Source organism: Bradyrhizobium sp. WSM4874 (assembly GCF_055811835.1).
Map to the genome: position 1 here is coordinate 1 of NZ_JBVVPR010000021.1, position 18,312 is coordinate 18,312.

Genomic DNA, 18,312 nt, shown 5'->3' on the forward strand with positions numbered 1-18,312 from the left:
CGGTCGCGCGCGACCACAGCGATCTGTGGTTGCCCCGCGAGCCAGGCCTGCGCAGTGGCTGGCTCTCTGTCGGGTAAGAGAGTGATCGGTCGTCGCCGCTCGAGGTCGCAGATGATAGTTCCATACCGCTGATTGCGCCGCCAGGCCCAATCGTCGATGCCGATAACGCTCGGCGCAGCAAAGGGTGGACACCCGCGCCTTCTAACCACCCGAAGCAACGTGTCGTTGCTCACGGGCAGCATAAGTCGACGGGCAAAACTCGCCGCTGGGCGGCCACCCAAGGCGAGGCCAAGGTGATGGACGATCAGATCGAGCCGGGTCGTTCGCCGCGCCCACGGTGCTAGAGCGCCGTCATCGAAGCGCTCGGTGAAAATACGCCGACCGCAGCGAGCAGTAACGCAGCGGAAGCGGCGCGCCACGACCACCAAGCGAACCTGCCGCCCCGCAAGCGGCAGATCGGTTAGGCGCCGCTGATATCGGCTATGGATCCGCCCAGAACTGGTCCCGCATCCGGGACAGAGACTCGTCCCGCTCGTGGGACGCACGGTGATCACGGTCGTAGCGCCATCACAAAAGGCGCTTTCCACGTCAAACCCGTGAGGGACCAGAGCCGACGGACGTAGGGCTCGCTGCATCATATTGATTCCTTTGTGAAACCAACACGAGCCGGCGCTTGAACTTCATCAAAAGTGAGTCAGAGCCAATATTGCAGGCCGAATGACAGTTCGAGGGGCCGACCGGCCAGGACGACACTGTATGCAACACCTTTTTTTCGGGGCTAGTGCCGCTCGAAAATATAGCTTTCGTTCTCGAGGATATGTCGAGCGATCTCACGACTGTTTGCCATCTTAAGCGCGGTGGGTGCCGGCCCGATGAAACCTGACTTCAAGCGACTGGGCGAGACGAAGAGGCTTTTAAGCGAAGCCAAGGATAACTCGAAAAGTGTCTGGCCGATTTGGAAAGAATCGGCTGACGCTCGCGAAAGCGAGGGCTCGAGGTGGTCGGCTGCCAGCCAGGCACCAGGCAAAACCACCTACTTCTTCGAATGGCAACGAGAGTGGTGGCACGTCGGCGACCTAAACTTTATACAAGAGGACGCCGCTTTCTGATCATACCTGAGGAGTCTCATGGTGCGGCTCGGATCTTCTTTGATGACGCCGAGAGGGAATATATCGGACCCAACTACAAGTGCCCGTTCATCGATCCGTATTGGGATCTTCAAAAATTGAAAACTACACTCAAGGCGCCACAGCAAACTAGAAGGAGGCCACTTCTTCAACGTCCAAGAGCTTGTAAATCCCCGTTCGCCCTTGGGGAACCAAGTCGATCATGTTGTTCAACTTGGCGCGAAGCCTTGGCACGAAGACGTCCAGTCGAACGTGCTTATCACCTTTCTCTCTACGCAGCACCTCGATGTTGAAGACTTCGCTATCGATAGCATGACCCTCCACCGCACAGAGATGGCGCAGGAAAATGTGTTCGGTTATCGAAAGCCGCTTGGAGATCCCCAAACGATCGGTAATCTGACGATCACCAATCGTGAACGTCCAATTCCCGATCCGAAACCTCCGGCCGGAATGCGATTGCTTGGAACGCCTCTCGGTATGCGTTCTTCGCCAGACCGACATTGCCCGGGGTGCGATTGCCATGAAGCCGTAGGATTTTTCGACGTAATCATCTGCTCCATACTCGATGAGAGGTGGCGCCTCCTCGTCAATCGGCAGATTAGAACATACGATGATGCCAGCATTCGTATTGTTGATTACAGCTTTCACGAAAGCTTTGCCCGTTTCCTTGTCGGTCGGCTTTCCCCAGTATTCCGAGATATCAAGGTCAAGGAAATACAAGTCGATATCATCTTTCTCGAGATATTGGCGAGCGCTTGCTACGTCGTTGACCCACTCTATCTTGCAATCAAGCTGCCCAATTTTCGTCAGGGGATTTTTTAACGCCGTTCCAATGCGATCTGCATCAGCCTTATCGTCATCGACGATTAGGATGCGGGGGGCGCGCATCACATCGGCCGGACCGGAAGGACTCTTGTCTGCGAGATCGGCAGGCTTTTTGGTCGAAGCCATCACTCGGTCAGCCGCCCCTGCATCAGCATCGACAACAGAAAGCACGGCACGATCGCGATCTCCGGCTTGTGCCCAGCGTGAAGCAAAACCGTGGAGAGCGTGATTACCGTCAAGAAGGCGATCAACATCTTCCAAGATGGCTCGTCCGCAGTCATAGCGACCTCCACAATTGGGGCACATAGCCCACATACCCTACATAACGCACAATTTCTTACCTGAGATTGGTAAACGAAACACTAAGCTGCCGGCGCATCGAGGACATGACCAAGCGGCAAGCGTGCGGCTATCGAAGTCGGTTGAGGATGTCGTCGTATGCGACACCGAGCGAGAAGCGCATCAAGGTCGGCAGGACGCTCGGAGTCGAAGCGAAATTTGCGCGTGCCACTCGAGTTTTGTCCGATGAACACCGCAATGGGGTTGTCGGTGAACTGATCCCCCGTGAAAGACGATGAGCGAACCGCGCCCGAGAAAACTGCTCATGGCGATACCCTAGATATAGGTGAAGTCGCCCGTGCCCTACTAGCGCTGCCGACTTGCTCCAGCGGTCTAGAAAAGTCGGAAGCCAGTAGGGCGGAACATTCGTACGCAAGGCCAGCGCGGCCCCACTCCTGTTCTGGACCCATCATCGAGAAGACGCCTCGCAAGTCCGACCGTAGCCCCGGCGCCCGGATATTTATCCAGCCGCCCTCCCGAGCATACGAAGAGCATGACGACGCCCGCTCCCTCGTATAGCGTTTCCAACTATTGAAATTCACGACTTGCTGCATGAAGTGGTGGTAAAGAATTCGCACTCGTGACTGCGGCAAAGTGCATTCCAGTCGGCACTTCGCTCGGCCGATCCCGATGCACGTCGATGATGATGACATGGCCGTTGGGGCGGCGGCAACGGCCTCACATTTCAAGGAAGGCTGCCATTCAACTCATTTCGAGAGAGCTTGAATCGTACATAGCGTCATATTGTACGCTTTCGATCGCAGTTGCGCCTCCGTGGTGCCATTGCGAAGACAGTTATCGCGGATGTGTCGGCTTATGGACAATACCGCCAATGGCATGAGTGATGCTTGTTGGAACAAGCGAGAGGTTAGATCGACGCCGTCGATGCATGTGCACTCGGCAGCCACCAGGTCCTGCTGGACTGGGGGCGCTAGGGTGAGTGAGCCGTCGGCGCTGTCTTCATCTATCGCGGCCGCGGCTTGCGACCGTGAAGTGTCGCGGTGATGGGCGACGAACCGAGGATGATGCATGAGCGAACCGACATGAGGGATGCAACGCGAGGGTACCCCCTCAAGATCTCCTTGTTCCCAATGGCGGAGCGCGGACGTGGATAATATACAATCGATGACTGCACAGGAGCTGCGCTCTGCAATTAGTGGCGGCAGGGTCTTGGAGGTAACCACGACAACGGGCTGTGTCGTCGGATGTTCTTATTGCCCGCAGGACAAGTTCGCCGAACGGCAAAGAGCTATATCCGACGTGAAGCATCTTTCTTTGCAAGATTTCAAGCGATGCCTGGCGCGCGTACCAGCAACTGTGGACATCAGCTTTTCCGGGTATTCGGAGCCTTGGCTCAATCCGGCTTGCACCGAAATGGTTGAGCATGCCTACGCGTGTGGCCATGGAATCCGGATTTTCACAACCCTCGTAGGAATGAATGGGCGGGATCTAAGACGCTTGCGTGCGTTGCAGTTCCGCGGTTTCCTGGTGCACGTTTTTGACGACGGCACGCATATGGACAGTGGTCTCGTCAGACGCAACTATGTCGATTTGATGCGCCAACTTGTTGATGCCGGCATTTCGTCACTGCTCTTCATAGTCATGGGCGAGGTGCATCCTGAACTACTCGACATAATACCTGACGAAGCGCTCGTTCGCTCGCGTCCCCCGCGCAGCAGGCCTGCGAGCGGCGAGCTTAGGATGGTTGAAGCACGACAGCCAATCCTTGGAGCGTTGAGATGTCCAGACGAACGGCAATATCGGAATGTTCTTCTGCCAAACGGCGACGTTACCTTCTGCTGCATGGATTTTGAGCGACGCCACGTTCTGGGCAACCTTCTCCGCGAGAGACACAAGGATCTCTTCGAAGGGGCGACATTTGGCAAGATTGCCAGTCGCATGAACGGCGCGGACGGTTTTCTGCTTTGTCGAACATGTGAATTCGCCGAGCCACTGAGGTCGGAATGCTCATCCTTGAGAGCAGTTGACCCTGACTGATCGAAACGAATCGGGAGCCCAGGCGAGGACGGCCTTGCCGCTCATCATCACATCAGCCGCGGGGACGACCCCGTCATGAACGGAGGGTCGCCATGGCCTGGAGCATTTTGTTGGTCGCCGGCCTCCTGGAAGTCGCCTGGGCAATTGGCCTCAAATACACCGAGGGCTTTACCAAGCTCGTTCCGTCCGTGCTCACGCTCGCGGCCATGGCGGGCAGCGTGATCCTGCTCGGCCTTGCTCTGAAGACGCTGCCCATTGGAACTGCCTATGCGGTCTGGACCGGCATCGGTGCAGTCGGCACTGCAGCGCTTGGCATCATCCTGTTCGGGGAGCCAGCCGCCGCGTTTCGCTTTGCCAGCATCGGACTGATCGTGGCCGGCATTGTCGGGCTGAAGCTCGTGTCCTGACGAAAACATCGAAGCATTGACCAACAGCAGGTCAGCGCCGCAACGATCGCAGAGACTGGCCGCCGTGTTTGTCGACCTGGGCGCGTTCCAGCGCACCGCCGAGGGGCGCGGCGCCGAGAAGGGAGCAGTGATGATGGCCGAAGAAAGTCGCCGTGAACGGGATGCCGATTCAGGCCCTCTGGGCCGAGACCTGTTGACCGCGAGCCTCAGTGTCGTAACGCGAACGCCCATGGTGAGGACGATACGCCCGTCGGCAATCGGCGTGCCCACGGCCATGGCGTCTGGCACGATGTAACACCCGGAGCGGCACAAACAATTCGCCACCGAACTCGCGAATACGAATAGAACAGTAATGGATCCCAGGTATGCCGCTGATGCTCCGGGGCGCCGGCCAAGAAAGGTCGCTTGCCCGAGTCATGCGATGTCTGCCCTACGGAGCTGCAGGGAGAAGATGCATCACAGAACGATATGATCGACAGAGCGTCTTCGTTTGCTCCGAACTGCTTCCGACCATCCCGCCCAAGAGTACGAGACCATCCTACTCGTTGAGCATGGTTGGGCGGCAGTGGTGAGCTTGACTCACTCCCGATCGAGCCAGCTCGCCCGTGACTGTCACCTCACGCGGAGCAACCGCGTATTCTGGTGTAGGGGTAGCCATCAAGGATGTGCGTTCGCGTCGTCAGAACAGCTGGCTGGTCGACCACCCAACCGAATGCACGCTCGATATAACCAAGGTACGGCAAAGCTGCCCGCCCATAAGCCCAGCCCGGCACGATCGGCCGCGCGTTGCGCAGCATAGTATCGTCCCCTGGAGTATTGCTTCCAATCGAGCACGAGACCGTTGCGCACCAACCATTCTCCAATATCGGTGCCACCAGCTGAACAGGTCGCTATCGTCCGTCCACACTCATCCTCCAGGACTGGAACGCAACTGACTTCGCGATCTTCAACGAAGCTTTCAAGATCGCGCGCGGCCCTGAGGCCACATTGATAGAGATTGCCCATGATATCTCGGCACATTTGGGTCTCATCCGGCGCGTCAATGCCCCAGAGTCGAACGCGTGTTCTGTTGATTTCAAGCGTGTCGGTGCTGATGACCTTTGCCGGCCCCGTCAGCCCGCCGGCCAGGACGATGCTGAACAGTGCGAGCATGGTCAACACCATGATCAATCCTGGCATGGCGATTTTCTTTGTCGGACCGCGACCATTCCCGATGAGCGCAGCAGAGCGCTGCCAAGTGGCCAAAGGCGCTCGATCGCAGTGCCCAGAAGGGTGCTAATGTTGAATAGGTAAGCTCGCTCGACAGATGAATGTCCCTGAATGAGCAGCGCAACACCTCCCTCGCGTCCAACCTCGCCCACGATGCTGTGTGACCCGCCTGCTGCGCTGACCGAATTAGGCCATTGTTCCACGTCATTGCGGCAGTCCGCCTCGACTGCAACGCGCGCCGGCAGGACGAAATCCGTCGTGCGCGTCCGCTGATTAGCGACGAAGCAGGCGCAGACGGCCAGCCGCAAGTCGGCGTGATAAGATTTCCCGGCCTTGTCCGAAATGAGCATAAGCTCGCCCGCCTTGCTGGCACCGATAGCGAGCACGCGCCGTGCGCGGTCGCTGCTCACGGCAACTATAAGGGAAAGCGTATGCATCGCTTGAGCAAAACGGGCGCTCCGACGAGCCGTCGTCGTTATCAACGGCAACATGCCTTCTACAGGCGGTTGGCGACAACTCCGCCCGCAGTCACGCCGCCCAACTTGTTTCGCGAGCGCCAGCACAGCCAGGTCAACCTCTAGTTGGACCAGGGCCACAAGTGCGTAGGAAACCGCGAACCATGCGATGTTATAGAGATTGGCGGCGCCGAAGCCCGCGCCGTAGAGGGCCCAAAACGTGACGCAGACAACGATACCAGACTGATACGCACTCGAGAGGGCAGGCGCCTTGCTGTACTGCAGATCGCGATGCGCGGTGTTGGACGGGACGAGCCGATTGGCGAGCGCCTGGATCGCAAACAGCGGCACTAGAAGCGTCGTGGCATTCATACCAAATTGCGGCAGGTCGGCCGGAACAAAGAGTATGTTTTGCAGCAACAGGCCGAGCGCGAGACCAAACGCAGCCGCCGCCGCGCCGAACAACAGAAACAGCATCGAGCCGGGGACGAAGCGCACCTCGGAGACCCCAACCGCAACGTGCGGCAGGATCTCGAAGAACATGAACACAAGCGTCGCAGCGATGGCTTGCAGGGCAAATGACAGAGCGCCCCGCTCGCGCATAGTCTCGACCAGAATCTTGGCGGCGACGCAGCACGTCGCAAGGCCTATCGCGTAGCTTAACACAAGCTTGGCGCCCGTTACTATTCCCGGTTCGATATGCATGGTCTCAGGTCCCTCTTGCCTTTGTACTCGGGCCTTGTGTGGTAGACCGCTCGAAACCGCATTTCAATTTCCGCACCTCGGTCCACCGCTAACGTCCTGCTTTCGCCATCTCGGACGGGTGTGCACTCAGCCTCCGCTCGGTCTGCGAGATTTCGATAGCAACAGCTATGCCAGCCCCGTCACCGCGCTTAAGCCTCTGATTGCGCCTTGAAACGTTCCGCCCCCGCAAGGCTCGCCGTGTGAGCTAGCTGACATACTCTGGATGAAATTGAACACACATGGGGACCCCGTCTTTGCTCAACCTGTGCCGTTTCGAACAATCGTTCTACCTCCCCTCTTGCATCGGAAATCCTGCGGCCGCCGGCGCGAAGAGACCCTTTGCACTTGAACTAGCCGAGCGCGGCCGACCGCGCGGGGGCCCAAGGGCATTCTCCAGCTGATCGGCGATGCGCTCCTGGTCCAGCAGCGTGTCGCGGGGAGCGCAGCCATTGCCGATAAGCCCGCGCACTCTGGGGTAAGCCGGAGCTGGAGCGGCTCTATTCGTGTCTGAAAGACGAATACGAATTGAAGGAGCGTCTTGAGATGCTCCAGCGCAAACTGCCGGCCATCTCCGGAACGGCCAACGCGCTGACGGGCATCATCGAGACACGGCGCTCGCTGCGTCTGGAGGGTTATAGTCGTGCTGATCGCGATAGAAGTTGCGATCGGATGCGGTCAGATTATTGCAGCAGCTCAGTGAAGTGCGGCTGAGTCACAGCACGCGAGGCGCTTTCCTGGCCTCTGAGCGGGCTTACGAACGTATCAGGCCCGGTAGTTGCGCGGAAACACGCTATTCGGCGCACGCAGCGGCGTGTTTTGACCAAGCCTTCGCCGTGCTCGTGCACGCGAGGTTCGACGAAATCCCTGTGCGGTTCGCGACCGAGCAAATAGGCGAGGCGACTTCCGGCGCAGTTCTCCGGAGATCGATCAACGATCATGCGTGTATGGCAGACGCGCGGCAGAGCGTCACCCCGACGATCCAGCGTGGCCCGAGAAGACCCTTTGTCAGGTTGCGGCGGACCGCAACTGAGCTTGTCCACTGTTGCCGAGTAGCTCGCGGAATACTTGCCTGGCCTTCCCCCGTCGTCCGCCGGCGCGCGGCCAGTGACGACCGGAAACAAGGACGGCCGATTTCACCAGAGCGCCTCGCTATGAGCGAACGCCTTTCGCCGCTTTGACACATTGCCGCGGCTCGCTCGACGTCACCTTCGGTGATTTCCCTTGCTTCGCTGTTAGCGAAAGGCTCCATGATCGACGAGCGCATCGCACCCCGCGGGCTACAACTGAACATGAAAGCTCCGAACCGCGGTTCTCGGGTTCACGAACGCGACGGTCGCCGAGCTATACGCGCTCGGGACTGCAATGGAGCGTGCATGGCAGCTCCGCGTCAGCGATAAACGGATGACAAGGAACTGCGCCGCGAATTTCAAGCGATTTTGACCTCGCAAGCAGGCGCCGAGATATCCGACGTCCCTGTTGCCTGTAGACATTCCATCTGCAGGGATTGTCCTCAGAGCGCCCTCGCCACTCAGGTGCCGTCGGCAGCTTCCCTCAAATCCACTTCTGAACCGATCCCGTCATGGCGATGCTTAGCTGGCTCGTTCAGAAGGCCGGCGAGCCTGAGGCCTTCAAGGACTCCTTCGAGCCGCTGTTCGCGAACGATTGCGGCGAGCAGCGAAACGGCCTCCTCCCGATGGACGGTGAAGCCGACGTCAGGCGCTCGCTGAACCAAGAGGTCCAGCAAGGTCGGAAGTTCAGCAACATGGTCGCGTAAGGTCGAGACCACATCATTGGCGAGATAGGTCGCCAAATCCCCTTTCGCCGGCGGACCAAAGTCCAACTCGACCGCGGCGCGCTTCTCGATTGCCTCTCGTATCAACTCGCGCTGGCTTCGTGCATTCATCGAGAGCATGAACGCCGCGTCCGCGAGCTTCTCGCGCGGCAAGCTTCTCAGTTCGACTATGCGAGCCTGGATGTCGCCAACCGAACTCTCACGCCCTGCATCTGCTCGCCGCGCGTTAGCGGCTGCCCTGCTCTTTTGCACCCGAACCATCGTCATGCTCTCCGGCGGACGATATATCCCGGCGATACAGCGGAATGGAAGTGCAAAATTGTGTGGTGCATGCGCGCAGTCCGCCTGACGAACGCGGAACCGGCGGTCGCGCGAAGGACTCAGAATGCGCTATTTTCGTGATGCGCTCGTGCTTTTCTAGTCTACAAGGCGCGGGATGGCATGTTGTCGGGTCGGTGGCTACGGCCGAGCGAAGGCCTACTTCCAACATTCCGTCAGTAGGTGATAGGCAGCGAGGTGGTGGCGGCGGGCGGATCACCGCCAGCCTTCCAGGGAGGACGAAACCGGCCAGATATTCCGGAAGACAACCAGACTGTGGACCAGATCCGAGACGGACGACGTTGCGTTTGCACCCTTGCTTCGGATCCGCTCGCTTTGGCTATCTTCGGGAATATTATAGCGGAAACCGGAAACTGCGTTTGTCCACCATGCAAGGGCCCGCCGGGTAGATGGAAAGACTGGGACACCGGTTGAACGTGCCCGGGTTAACCCCGATTTCATGCGTGATCTCGTTGGATCGCGAGAACGACGCAGCCGCCGTGGCAGGGCCATCACCCGAAGTTTTAACCGAACTTGAATAGGACACCGTAACCGCCGCGTGGGTAACTCCACTCGATATCACCACTTTCTTCGCAGATCACCCTGCAGGTGCCGCATTCGATACACCCGTCGACTGTCACCTCAACATGACCTTTATCGCTGAGCTCGTAGCACCGTGCAGGGCAGGCCTTCAACATCGACAAGAGCCGCGAGGATGGCGTGGTGTGCGGACGCACCTTGATATGGGCACGGCCGGAATCGACAAGATAACGGTTGTAGAAAAGTTTATCCTCGACACGTTGGGATGGCTCGCTCGGCATTGTTTCTGGCTCCGTCGTTCGTCGTTGTCTTAGGTTTGGATCACCGCCAGGCCCGGGCAATGCGCAGGGCATCGCTAAACAGCCCACTCCAAGACCGCGCCTTGATGAACGAGCTCAGCATCAGCTTCTCTTTCTCGAGCTTTGGTATGCCGTCGACGCGCACGTAATCCTGCATCGCCTTGGAGAAGAGCTGCGGATATGTGAGAAAGAAGTTCTGCGAGTGGGTATGCATGAGTGCCGGCATATCCTTGTACTTCTTCAGGTCCTTGATCACGAAAGAATCAGTTAGCATTTTCTTGTAAAGTGAAAGATTTTTGGCCGTCATCGGATCTTTTCGCGATCTGATAAGGCAGATCGCTTCCGCCGCGATACGGCCCGACGTCATCGCCAAATTGGACCCCTCGCGATGGATGGCGTTGTTAAGCTGAGCGGCGTCTCCGACGACCACCCAGCCCTCCCCGCAAAGCTGCGGGATCGCCCTGTACCCACCTTCGGGGATCAAGTGCGCAGAATATTCCTTGACTTCCGAACCCTCGATGAGCGGCGCGACGGACGGGTGACGCTTGAAACCCTCGAGCAGGCCGTAAGGCGTCTCGCCGGTACGCTGGAAGTCGGCAACAAGACAGCCAATACCGAGCGAGATGCATTCCTTATTGGAATAGATGAAGCCCATACCGGTCATGCCGCGGGAGATGGTTCCTGCCGCTTCGATGACGAGCCCCTCGTCCCCTTTGAGATTGAAGCGAGCATCGATTGTCTCACGTGACAAAAAATGCATCTCCTTAACCGCGAGTGCGACCTTGTCCGGTTTCGGCCGCCCTCTTAAGCCCGCACCCGTCCCGAGCACTCCGTTCACCCCCTCGGCCAGCACGACAACATCTGCATGGATTTCACCCCCATCGCGGTCTGTGCGCACCCCGACGACCCTGCCATGGGAATCCTGGAGGAGCTCGGTCACCGTGGTCTCGCACAGCACCGTAGCGCCGGCCTCGCGGACCTTCTGGGAGAACCATTTATCGAACTGGGCACGGATGATGGTGTAGCGGTTCGGCTTCTCCTCGTTGAAATCATCGGATCGATAGTGAATCCCGGTGTGCGAACGCTCGTCCACGAACCAGAAGCGTTGCTCGACTAGATGCCGCTCAAGCGGGGCATCTTCTCGGAAATTCGGGATCAGCTTCTCCAGCATATCGGCATAAAGGATGGCCCCTTGCACGTTCTTCGACCCGGAATACTCGCCGCGTTCCAGCTGCAGCACTTTCAGACCCCGCTCGGCCATTGTAAGCGCCGCCGCGTTCCCGCCCATGCCAGCACCGACGACGATGGCGTCGAATCTTTCCTGAATCATAACAAGCTCCCCTAGCCAGCGATGCGGTCGTGCGAGTGCGGCGATAGCTGCGCGCGGAATGCAGAGGTCAATGCTGGCAATAGTCGAATGGCGTCGGTGACGATGCCGATATGGGCAAAGTCGAAGATCGGAGCGTTCTTGTCAGTGTTGATGGCAACGATGAGGTCGCCGCCCTCCACGCCGACGCGATGCTGGATAGCGCCAGAAATGCCGGCCGCGATATAGAGCTTTGGCCGGATGGTTTTCCCGGTCTGGCCGATTTGTCGGTCCGAGGTGGCCCAGCCCTTCTGGACCAGCGGCCGCGAGCAGCCATATTCGGCGCCAAGCACGTCCGCGAGCTGGTGTACCAGTTGGAAATTTTCAGGCGATCCCAGACCGAGCCCTCCAGCGACGACAACGTCGGCATAGGCAAGGTTGGACTTTGTAGAATCGCGGTCTGGCAGGAAGGACAGGACCTTTGTGACGATATCTTCTTCTACAAGCCCGAGCGGATGCGAGATGACGCGCGAGACGGCGCCTGTCACGCGCTCGGGCATCGGCATCACGCGCGGACGGACGGTTGCCATCTGTGGACGATAGTTGAGTGTGTAGATCGTGCACAACAGTGAGCCGCCAAACGTCGGCCGGGTCGCTGCAAGCGAGCCGTCGGCATCGACATCGAGCTCGGTGCAGTCGGCAGTTAGGCCGGTGAGCAGTGTGGTGGCCAATGAGCCGGCGAGATCACGGCCGAGTGTTGTTGCCCCTAGGAGTAGGATTTCCGGCTTGTAAGTGTTGACCAGCTCTGACAGGGCCTTGGTATAGGACTGGTTGCGATAATCGGCCAAGAGATTGTCCGCGACGATATAGGCGAGGTCGGCGCCGTAGCAGAACGATTCGGCGACCGCCTGCTGCGTTGTCTCCCCGACCGGGCCGATGACAACCGCGGCGAGGTCAACATTGAGCTTGTCGGCGAGCCGGCGGCCGGCCCCCATCAGCTCCCATGAGACGGGGTGCACAACCCCGCGTTCCTGCTCGATGAAAACCCAGACGTGCTTATACGGCTTAAATCGCTCGGGCAGTTCCCTCTTGGTCGCCGCGCGACCACCACCCGCGGCCGGAGCTGCACTTTTCGGTGCGGTGCTCATCATCTGTACTCCCATTCGCATTCAGTAGCGGCTCGCCAGCGGCGCATGCTCCGCCTCCAGGTTGGAATTTGCGCTTGAAGATTTCTTCAGTTAAGCGTCGGGCCGGATGCCGGCCGGCATCGCGTCAGCACGGCCTGGCAGCCGCGTGGGGCCGATACAACCGTTGCTGGACCTTGACGACGAGCCCGGAAGCACGCGCTTCCGGTTCGTTCCGGATGCGGCATTCTGGGACGACGGTTTGGTTCCCGGCACTCCTAAGGCACCGACCGGGCCGGTCAGGCGTGCCGATCGATTGGTCCTCCTCATCTTAGAGATGCAACCGAGGTGCAACAGATCAAGGACCTGCGAGGGGCTCGGCTGGTACGATTGTCGGCCGCGTCGTTGCCGGTGGAAGCGCGATCTCATTGCTCCGAGTGCGCTTGTTTCTTGCCGATCATAGCGACAGGCCCGCAACTCCTGGCGAGGACAGGAGGGGCGGCGCTCAAGGCGCCCGGTCAACAGCGCCGCACGGCCGGCGCTGTTGAGCAACGGCTCTCCGCGCGAAACCTCGGCCAGGGATCGGCCAACGGGGGCGCACGAATCAAACGCACCTTTCAGCTCAGCCAGGTATGCGACCATCGCTTTGGCGCCGCGACGCATTATGGTGCCGGCAGGCAGCGCGCGCGAACCTGCGCGGCGTCAAAAATAAAATCGATGCGAACCAAGACGTGCATGCGCTGCTCCAAACTAGCTGAGCATATGTCAGCAATTGTCGTACCAATTGCGCAGGCGATGAAAATTGGCCGCTATTTCAAATCTTACTGAAGAAGTAAGTCGGATTGGCGGCCTCTCACGAGGTCGAAACATTCGAGACCGTACTGACCCGTGTCCGGAATGCGACAGAACACACTCATCTGAACCTTGCTGAGTTTTCCGCGCAACATGTGCGGTCCCGCTGCCGGCGCATGATTGCAGGAGATAGGCACACCTGCGTACCAGCTCGAAAGGATGGAAATATCGGCGGCGAGTCGTGATTGGCCCCTAAGGAGCCGTGGTGATGAACTGCGGATCCGCGAGGCCGCAACTGCAGCTTTCCGCTCGAATTCGAAGCCATGGCTTGCTGTCAGGCTCTCGGGACCTTCACGGTCCAGAGCACGACATATAAGCTCAATTCACTCCAACAAATCGAGCTGGACCAATGCGGGATGCATGTTCGCTTGTGGTGCGGTCGCATCCTTCAGCACCTTGAATACGCGCTGTTCGATCGGGGAGGACGTGACGAAGTCGGCATAGGCGCGCTCAAGCGTGGTCTTGCAACGCGCGGTGATCTCAGGATCAGATGCACCAGTCAACTCCTCGCCTGCGAGATATTGGCCCATGCGACGCAGGATGTGAAGCCGCGCCACATCGACGATTTTCGCATCGTACTCGACGCCGAGCAGTGCAAAAAAATCCTCTGCCGCCGAGGCCTTGTTCAATCGCGCAAGGATCCCATCCGTCGTCATTCTCAACCTCCATCTCGATCCGCGCCCAGAAACGACCAGGCTGGAATGTTTCAACCGATCGCGCGACGCGCGTGGCTGATTCGCTGTTGACGAGCGAGCTCTCGTGAATGTCGCGCCAAATCGCCACCACCGTTTCCTGCGCAACCAGACCTTGGTGCTCGATGGCATGCTTGCGGACGGGCGCGGGGATGGTTTCGCTTTGCTCGGCGCCGAAAGAAAGTTGCACGATAGCAGCAAGGTAATCGCGGCGAACCCTGAATGCTTGCCGATCATAATCCGGGGGGAGCGCTCGAGCAGCCCCGGGTCTAGCCCTTCGTAGCTGCGCCAGGTCCTTTAACAGCCCGTGGACGTGGATGCCGGATTCATTGGTAAAGACATGCTCGTCGACCATCGCCTTGTTGAGCGGGACGGTACGGGACGCAGCGGCTGCAACGACGACCGCGACTTTTTCCCAGTTCGGATAGCAGCACGCCGGTATCAACGCAACAGAGCTGTCTGAGTGCGACGGCAACTTCCTTCAGCGGCGCGTTGTCGGCTCCGCCAGATATCAACCCGCGATCATCAGACGCCGCCTCGGCCCGTGGGTCGGGTACGCGCAATCGTTTGCCCCGGTCTGTTTTCACCCCATGCGACAGGTGGCCGAAAGCTCGTAGGATATACCCGCAATGGCGCCAAAGAGGGGTATCAATAATGAACTCAGCCTTTCAAGCTTGGGACGGCTTGGACGGTGTCATCAAGGCGGCGCAGATGATCCCGCCGACGTCCGGCCATCCGGCTCTCCCCGCTCTCTTCGCCGAAGCAAAGATCAAAATCATTGCATTCCGTGCAGACCGGCGTGGTACACATCACCAGGCCGTCATCTTCGCATAGCATGCGATAGAAGAAGCGCTTCCAGCGCATGTTCTTCGTATTGCGAGCCGCCAGCGGCCTGAAATGGCGCATGAGGACACGGGACAATTCATCCCGCTTCCGCAGACCGAGATCTTCCCACAAGTGATTAGGCTCCATGGCGCGCCGCGCGATCATCGTCGCGAGCCAGCCGCCAACCTCGCCATGAGTGGAACGTTGCGCAAGCAGGAGGTCGCGTACCATAACTGTCTCGTCAGGCGCCGGTAAGGCGGACTGATCGCGCCAGGTACAGCTCCTGACCGGGGTGGATGGGAAGTATTGCACCAACAGCGCATTGAGCTCCTGGTTGGTCAAGCCAGCCCGCTCGGGAAGTTGGCCGCCATCCATGGCTGATGTGGCCAGAATGCAAGCGAGCACATGGTGATCGAAGTCATCATTGTCGCTGATGTCGACTTCTGCCGGATGGCGCCCGGTCAGAAGCTGGTAGAGCTCACTCGCGTCGCGCTGCTCGGCGGCGTGAGCTACCGATACGCGAGATGAGATCGTGTCGGCTGTTTTTCCTTGTGTGCCGATCATAACTTTCGCACAGCTTCTGAGTGGACGATGTCGGCCTTCCCGGATCGAGAAGGCCGACAACATGAACTATGCCGAAATAGCGGCGAGCTCGGCAGCGGTCTTGCCGACCTGGCTCTCGTCGACGGGCTTGATGATGCCGTGCTCCATGAGCATATCTTCGAGCTCGTCCATGCTGATTGGCGTCGGGATAGCGCCTTGTCCGGCATTATTGTGGATCTTGGTCGCGAGATTGCGATAGTGATCCGCCTGCTTCGAGTCCGGCGCGTATTCCAGCACCGTCATTCGGCGCAGCTCCGCGTGCTGCACGACATTGTCGCGCGGCACGAAGTAGATCAGCCGGCTACCGAGCTTCTTGGCAAGAGCATCGGCAAGCTCCAGCTCCTTGTCGGTCTGCCGCTCGTTGCAGATCAGCCCGCCGAGACGCACGCCGCCGGAATTCGCATACTTCAGAATACCCTTGGAGATGTTGTTGGCGGCATACATCGCCATCATCTCGCCGGACATCACGATGTAGATTTCCTGTGCCTTATTCTCACGGATAGGCATCGCGAAGCCGCCGCAGACGACGTCGCCGAGCACGTCGTAAGAGACGTAGTCGATGTCCTCATAAGCGCCATTCTCTTCCAGAAAGTTGATGGACGTTATCACGCCCCGTCCGGCGCAGCCGACCCCCGGCTCCGGACCACCGGACTCGACGCATCGAATGTCCCTGTAGCCGAGCTTGATGACGTCCTCGATTTCGAGGTCCTCGACGCTGCCGGCATTCGCCGCCAGGCTCAGAATGGTGTCTTGCGCTTTGGCGTGCAGGATGAGGCGAGTCGAGTCCGCTTTGGGATCGCAGCCGACGATCAGAATCCTTTGGCCCAGCTCAGCAAGGGCCGCCAGCGTATTTTGCGACGTCGTCGATTTGCCGATGCCACCCTTGCCATAAAACGCGATTTGTCTCAGCGAAGACATGTTGCTCTCCATCAACCGATTGCTAATTTTTTCGCGCCGAATGCGCGAGCCTGTTTCTCTCGTAGAAACCATGGGCACACGAGTTTCGGGAAGGAGGCCATCGCTCGCCATCAGCGTCGGCGTGCCCTCAGCCCTCGCTCGTTGTTGCTCCATCCAGTTAGCAACTGGCGTGCCATTTCCTTCGCACCTGCATTAAGCCTCTGATCACCCTCGACTAACAGCGTGGCCTCGGACGCCGGCATGCTGTGGCGGACCGGACAGCCGCAAGGGCTCTGACAGAAACCCGACAAAGCCTCGGCGCTCGGATTCCACTGCGAGCGCCGGCCAAGGAGCACAAACGGGAAATCCCGCGCCTTACGCCCGAGACAATTGAGGAGACGACATGTTGCAGATCGGGCTCGAGGACATCGCCACCATCAAAGGCGAATGTTCCACGACGGGCATGGCGGGCACTTGCCGCCAGATCGGGTGGCATATTGCTTGCTCAGTCGTGGAACGATGTTCCGTGTGACCCGATGTTGTGAGGACAATATGCTTGGAATTGGAAGTAAGTTGCCGCCGTTCGACATCATAGGCGTGAAGCCCGGCTTTCACCTGCAGGAGGAGAATGGGCAAAGCGCTTTCGAGACGCTGACTGAGAGAAGTTTCCCCGGCAAATGGAAAGTCATCTTCTTTTACCCGAAGGATTTCACATTCGTCTGCCCGACCGAAATCGCCGAGTTTGCCCGCCTGACGAAGGATTTCGCCGGTCGCGACGCAATCGTGCTTGGTGGGTCGACCGATAACGAGTTTTGCAAGCTCGCCTGGCGGCGTGACCATAAGGACCTGCACCGTCTATCCATCTGGCAGTTTGCCGACACCAAGGGCGCACTGGTCGATGGCCTTGGAGTGCGCTCGCGTGATGGCATCGCACATCGCTATACCTTCATCGTCGATCCTGAGAACACGATCCAGCATGTCTATGCGACTAGCCTCAATGTCGGCCGCAGCCCCACCGACACGTTACGCGTTCTGGATGCGATACAGACTGATGAGCTCTGCCCTTGCAACCGCGAAATCGGCGGCGACACGCTTAAAATTGCCTGAGGCAACATATCGATCGTGCAGTTGGACGAGCGTTCCGGCCGCGGGACGTCAGACGCAATCGTTCTTCGATGATGTCAGGTGAGACGATGCTGCCGCAAACACTGCTAGCGCGTGCGACCCGCAATTCAGGTCTCTTTACCGGTCATGAACTCTGACGCCGCCGCCGCGATATTCGCGCGGCAGTCGCGGCGGCGATATCCACGGTCTCGATCACGACGATGAACAGCGTTCACGGCCGCTTCGCTCACCTCACATCATCCCGAACACAAGCGGATGCCAGCGCGGCTGCCCATGAACATACAAACGCTTGTACGCTTCTGCGCCTGCCGGACGCACATCTCCCGCCGGAGTTCCTTATACTTCGTCGTAGGCCGGACCGCGGTTCTCTTTTGTCTGCGGCTTACCGGCATGCAACTTCAAGGGGGCGATCCAGCGCCCACGGGGTCGGAAACAGGGTACCAATCTCTCCCGCTTGGGGCATTCTAGGTTTCAGTCGCCGCGCCTTGAGAAGGATGGACGCAGCGGCAGATGGCTTAGCCGCGAACGACGTGTGCCTGCCGTCGATCGACGCGCTCGCACAACGTATTTTCCGGGCCCGGCAAATCTATATTCAGCGCCTAAGCAGCACGTTGCGACGAGCGATTCGGTTGAGTCGCTGATTGAACACGACAATCGGTCGGGTTTAGGTCAAGTAACCGGATCGACGGAGAAGCCGGTCAGCTCGTTCGCCGCGCGACCTAACCGTCGGCGCCGAGCCTGAGACGACCAACTGGCCAGTAATCGCACGCCGCCTGACGATCTCGATCATCACACCGGTCGATTTCCGAAGCTTGATCCCATCTCAGCGCTGGTG

At 59.0% G+C, this 18,312-nt stretch carries 14 protein-coding genes and 1 pseudogene; 3 read left to right on the top strand and 12 right to left on the bottom strand.

Annotated features, from left to right (window positions below; translation table 11 throughout):
- Together AC0L3P_RS21560 and AC0L3P_RS21565 are read right to left on the bottom strand one after the other, a co-directional pair.
- On the bottom strand, nucleotides 1-635 hold a 635-nt coding region (locus AC0L3P_RS21560; RefSeq protein ID WP_473304827.1), incomplete at its 3' end, for an ISL3 family transposase.
- 621 nt (nucleotides 636-1,256) lie between these two features.
- The gene (locus tag AC0L3P_RS21565) at nucleotides 1,257-2,213 is read right to left on the bottom strand and encodes a response regulator (RefSeq protein WP_473304830.1); all 957 of its coding nucleotides are present in this window, start codon (nucleotides 2,211-2,213) and stop codon (nucleotides 1,257-1,259) included.
- Between the two features lie 1,203 nt (nucleotides 2,214-3,416).
- Between AC0L3P_RS21565 and AC0L3P_RS21570 the strand changes: the two genes are divergently transcribed.
- Together AC0L3P_RS21570 and sugE are read left to right on the top strand one after the other, a co-directional pair.
- Nucleotides 3,417-4,289, top strand: coding sequence for a radical SAM/SPASM domain-containing protein (locus AC0L3P_RS21570; protein ID WP_473304832.1), 873 nt, complete (start codon nucleotides 3,417-3,419; stop codon nucleotides 4,287-4,289).
- Nucleotides 4,290-4,381: 92 nt separating this feature from the next.
- On the top strand, nucleotides 4,382-4,696 hold the full coding sequence (gene sugE / locus AC0L3P_RS21575) for a quaternary ammonium compound efflux SMR transporter SugE (protein ID WP_148744154.1): 315 nt from the start codon (nucleotides 4,382-4,384) through the stop codon (nucleotides 4,694-4,696).
- A gap of 657 nt (nucleotides 4,697-5,353) precedes the next feature.
- Here sugE and AC0L3P_RS21580 read toward each other — a convergent pair.
- The 10 genes and pseudogenes from AC0L3P_RS21580 to nifH form a co-directional block, all read right to left on the bottom strand.
- The gene (locus tag AC0L3P_RS21580) at nucleotides 5,354-5,875 is read right to left on the bottom strand and encodes a thermonuclease family protein (protein ID WP_473304835.1); all 522 of its coding nucleotides are present in this window, start codon (nucleotides 5,873-5,875) and stop codon (nucleotides 5,354-5,356) included.
- A complete protein-coding gene (locus tag AC0L3P_RS21585; RefSeq protein ID WP_473304839.1) occupies nucleotides 5,863-7,065 on the bottom strand; it encodes an energy-coupling factor ABC transporter permease in 1,203 nt (400 codons plus the stop codon). The genes AC0L3P_RS21580 and AC0L3P_RS21585 overlap by 13 nt, the downstream gene beginning before the upstream one ends.
- Before the next feature lie 1,567 nt (nucleotides 7,066-8,632).
- Nucleotides 8,633-9,157 carry a hypothetical protein gene (locus AC0L3P_RS21590; protein WP_473304843.1) on the bottom strand — a complete coding sequence of 175 codons (525 nt, stop codon included), beginning with the start codon at nucleotides 9,155-9,157 and terminating at the stop codon, nucleotides 8,633-8,635.
- Nucleotides 9,158-9,738: 581 nt separating this feature from the next.
- A complete protein-coding gene (locus AC0L3P_RS21595) occupies nucleotides 9,739-10,035 on the bottom strand; it encodes a ferredoxin family protein (RefSeq protein WP_007600062.1) in 297 nt (98 codons plus the stop codon).
- Between the two features lie 40 nt (nucleotides 10,036-10,075).
- A complete protein-coding gene (locus AC0L3P_RS21600) occupies nucleotides 10,076-11,383 on the bottom strand; it encodes an FAD-binding protein (RefSeq protein WP_473304847.1) in 1,308 nt (435 codons plus the stop codon).
- 11 nt (nucleotides 11,384-11,394) lie between these two features.
- A complete protein-coding gene (locus AC0L3P_RS21605) occupies nucleotides 11,395-12,510 on the bottom strand; it encodes an electron transfer flavoprotein subunit alpha/FixB family protein (protein WP_473304850.1) in 1,116 nt (371 codons plus the stop codon).
- A 1,148-nt stretch (nucleotides 12,511-13,658) separates the two neighbouring features.
- Nucleotides 13,659-13,991 (bottom strand): nitrogenase stabilizing/protective protein NifW, encoded by a 333-nt coding sequence (gene nifW / locus AC0L3P_RS21610; protein ID WP_317245383.1) that lies wholly within the window; start codon nucleotides 13,989-13,991, stop codon nucleotides 13,659-13,661.
- Nucleotides 13,992-14,097: 106 nt separating this feature from the next.
- Nucleotides 14,098-14,527: pseudogene (locus tag AC0L3P_RS21615) on the bottom strand (homocitrate synthase/isopropylmalate synthase family protein); the annotation flags it as partial.
- A 160-nt stretch (nucleotides 14,528-14,687) separates the two neighbouring features.
- The gene (locus AC0L3P_RS21620) at nucleotides 14,688-15,416 is read right to left on the bottom strand and encodes a nitrogen fixation protein NifQ (protein ID WP_473304855.1); all 729 of its coding nucleotides are present in this window, start codon (nucleotides 15,414-15,416) and stop codon (nucleotides 14,688-14,690) included.
- 66 nt (nucleotides 15,417-15,482) lie between these two features.
- Nucleotides 15,483-16,373 carry a nitrogenase iron protein gene (gene nifH, locus AC0L3P_RS21625; protein ID WP_007600043.1) on the bottom strand — a complete coding sequence of 297 codons (891 nt, stop codon included), beginning with the start codon at nucleotides 16,371-16,373 and terminating at the stop codon, nucleotides 15,483-15,485.
- Nucleotides 16,374-16,904: 531 nt separating this feature from the next.
- Between nifH and AC0L3P_RS21630 the strand changes: the two genes are divergently transcribed.
- On the top strand, nucleotides 16,905-17,459 hold the full coding sequence (locus AC0L3P_RS21630; RefSeq protein ID WP_473304858.1) for a peroxiredoxin: 555 nt from the start codon (nucleotides 16,905-16,907) through the stop codon (nucleotides 17,457-17,459).
- Nucleotides 17,460-18,312: the final 853 nt, after the last annotated feature.

What these genes read in the sequence shown, in the direction of transcription:
- AC0L3P_RS21595 (WP_007600062.1), bottom strand. Translation starts at nt 10,035, where the DNA reads ATGCCGAGCGAGCCATCCCAACGTGTCGAGGATAAACTTTTCTACAAC.
- nifW (WP_317245383.1), bottom strand. Translation starts at nt 13,991, where the DNA reads ATGACGACGGATGGGATCCTTGCGCGATTGAACAAGGCCTCGGCGGCA.
- AC0L3P_RS21605 (WP_473304850.1), bottom strand. Translation starts at nt 12,510, where the DNA reads ATGATGAGCACCGCACCGAAAAGTGCAGCTCCGGCCGCGGGTGGTGGT.
- sugE (WP_148744154.1), top strand. Translation starts at nt 4,382, where the DNA reads ATGGCCTGGAGCATTTTGTTGGTCGCCGGCCTCCTGGAAGTCGCCTGG.
- AC0L3P_RS21630 (WP_473304858.1), top strand. Translation starts at nt 16,905, where the DNA reads ATGCTTGGAATTGGAAGTAAGTTGCCGCCGTTCGACATCATAGGCGTG.
- nifH (WP_007600043.1), bottom strand. Translation starts at nt 16,373, where the DNA reads ATGTCTTCGCTGAGACAAATCGCGTTTTATGGCAAGGGTGGCATCGGC.
- AC0L3P_RS21620 (WP_473304855.1), bottom strand. Translation starts at nt 15,416, where the DNA reads ATGATCGGCACACAAGGAAAAACAGCCGACACGATCTCATCTCGCGTA.
- AC0L3P_RS21580 (WP_473304835.1), bottom strand. Translation starts at nt 5,875, where the DNA reads ATGCCAGGATTGATCATGGTGTTGACCATGCTCGCACTGTTCAGCATC.
- AC0L3P_RS21600 (WP_473304847.1), bottom strand. Translation starts at nt 11,383, where the DNA reads ATGATTCAGGAAAGATTCGACGCCATCGTCGTCGGTGCTGGCATGGGC.
- AC0L3P_RS21590 (WP_473304843.1), bottom strand. Translation starts at nt 9,157, where the DNA reads ATGGTTCGGGTGCAAAAGAGCAGGGCAGCCGCTAACGCGCGGCGAGCA.
- AC0L3P_RS21585 (WP_473304839.1), bottom strand. Translation starts at nt 7,065, where the DNA reads ATGCATATCGAACCGGGAATAGTAACGGGCGCCAAGCTTGTGTTAAGC.
- AC0L3P_RS21570 (WP_473304832.1), top strand. Translation starts at nt 3,417, where the DNA reads ATGACTGCACAGGAGCTGCGCTCTGCAATTAGTGGCGGCAGGGTCTTG.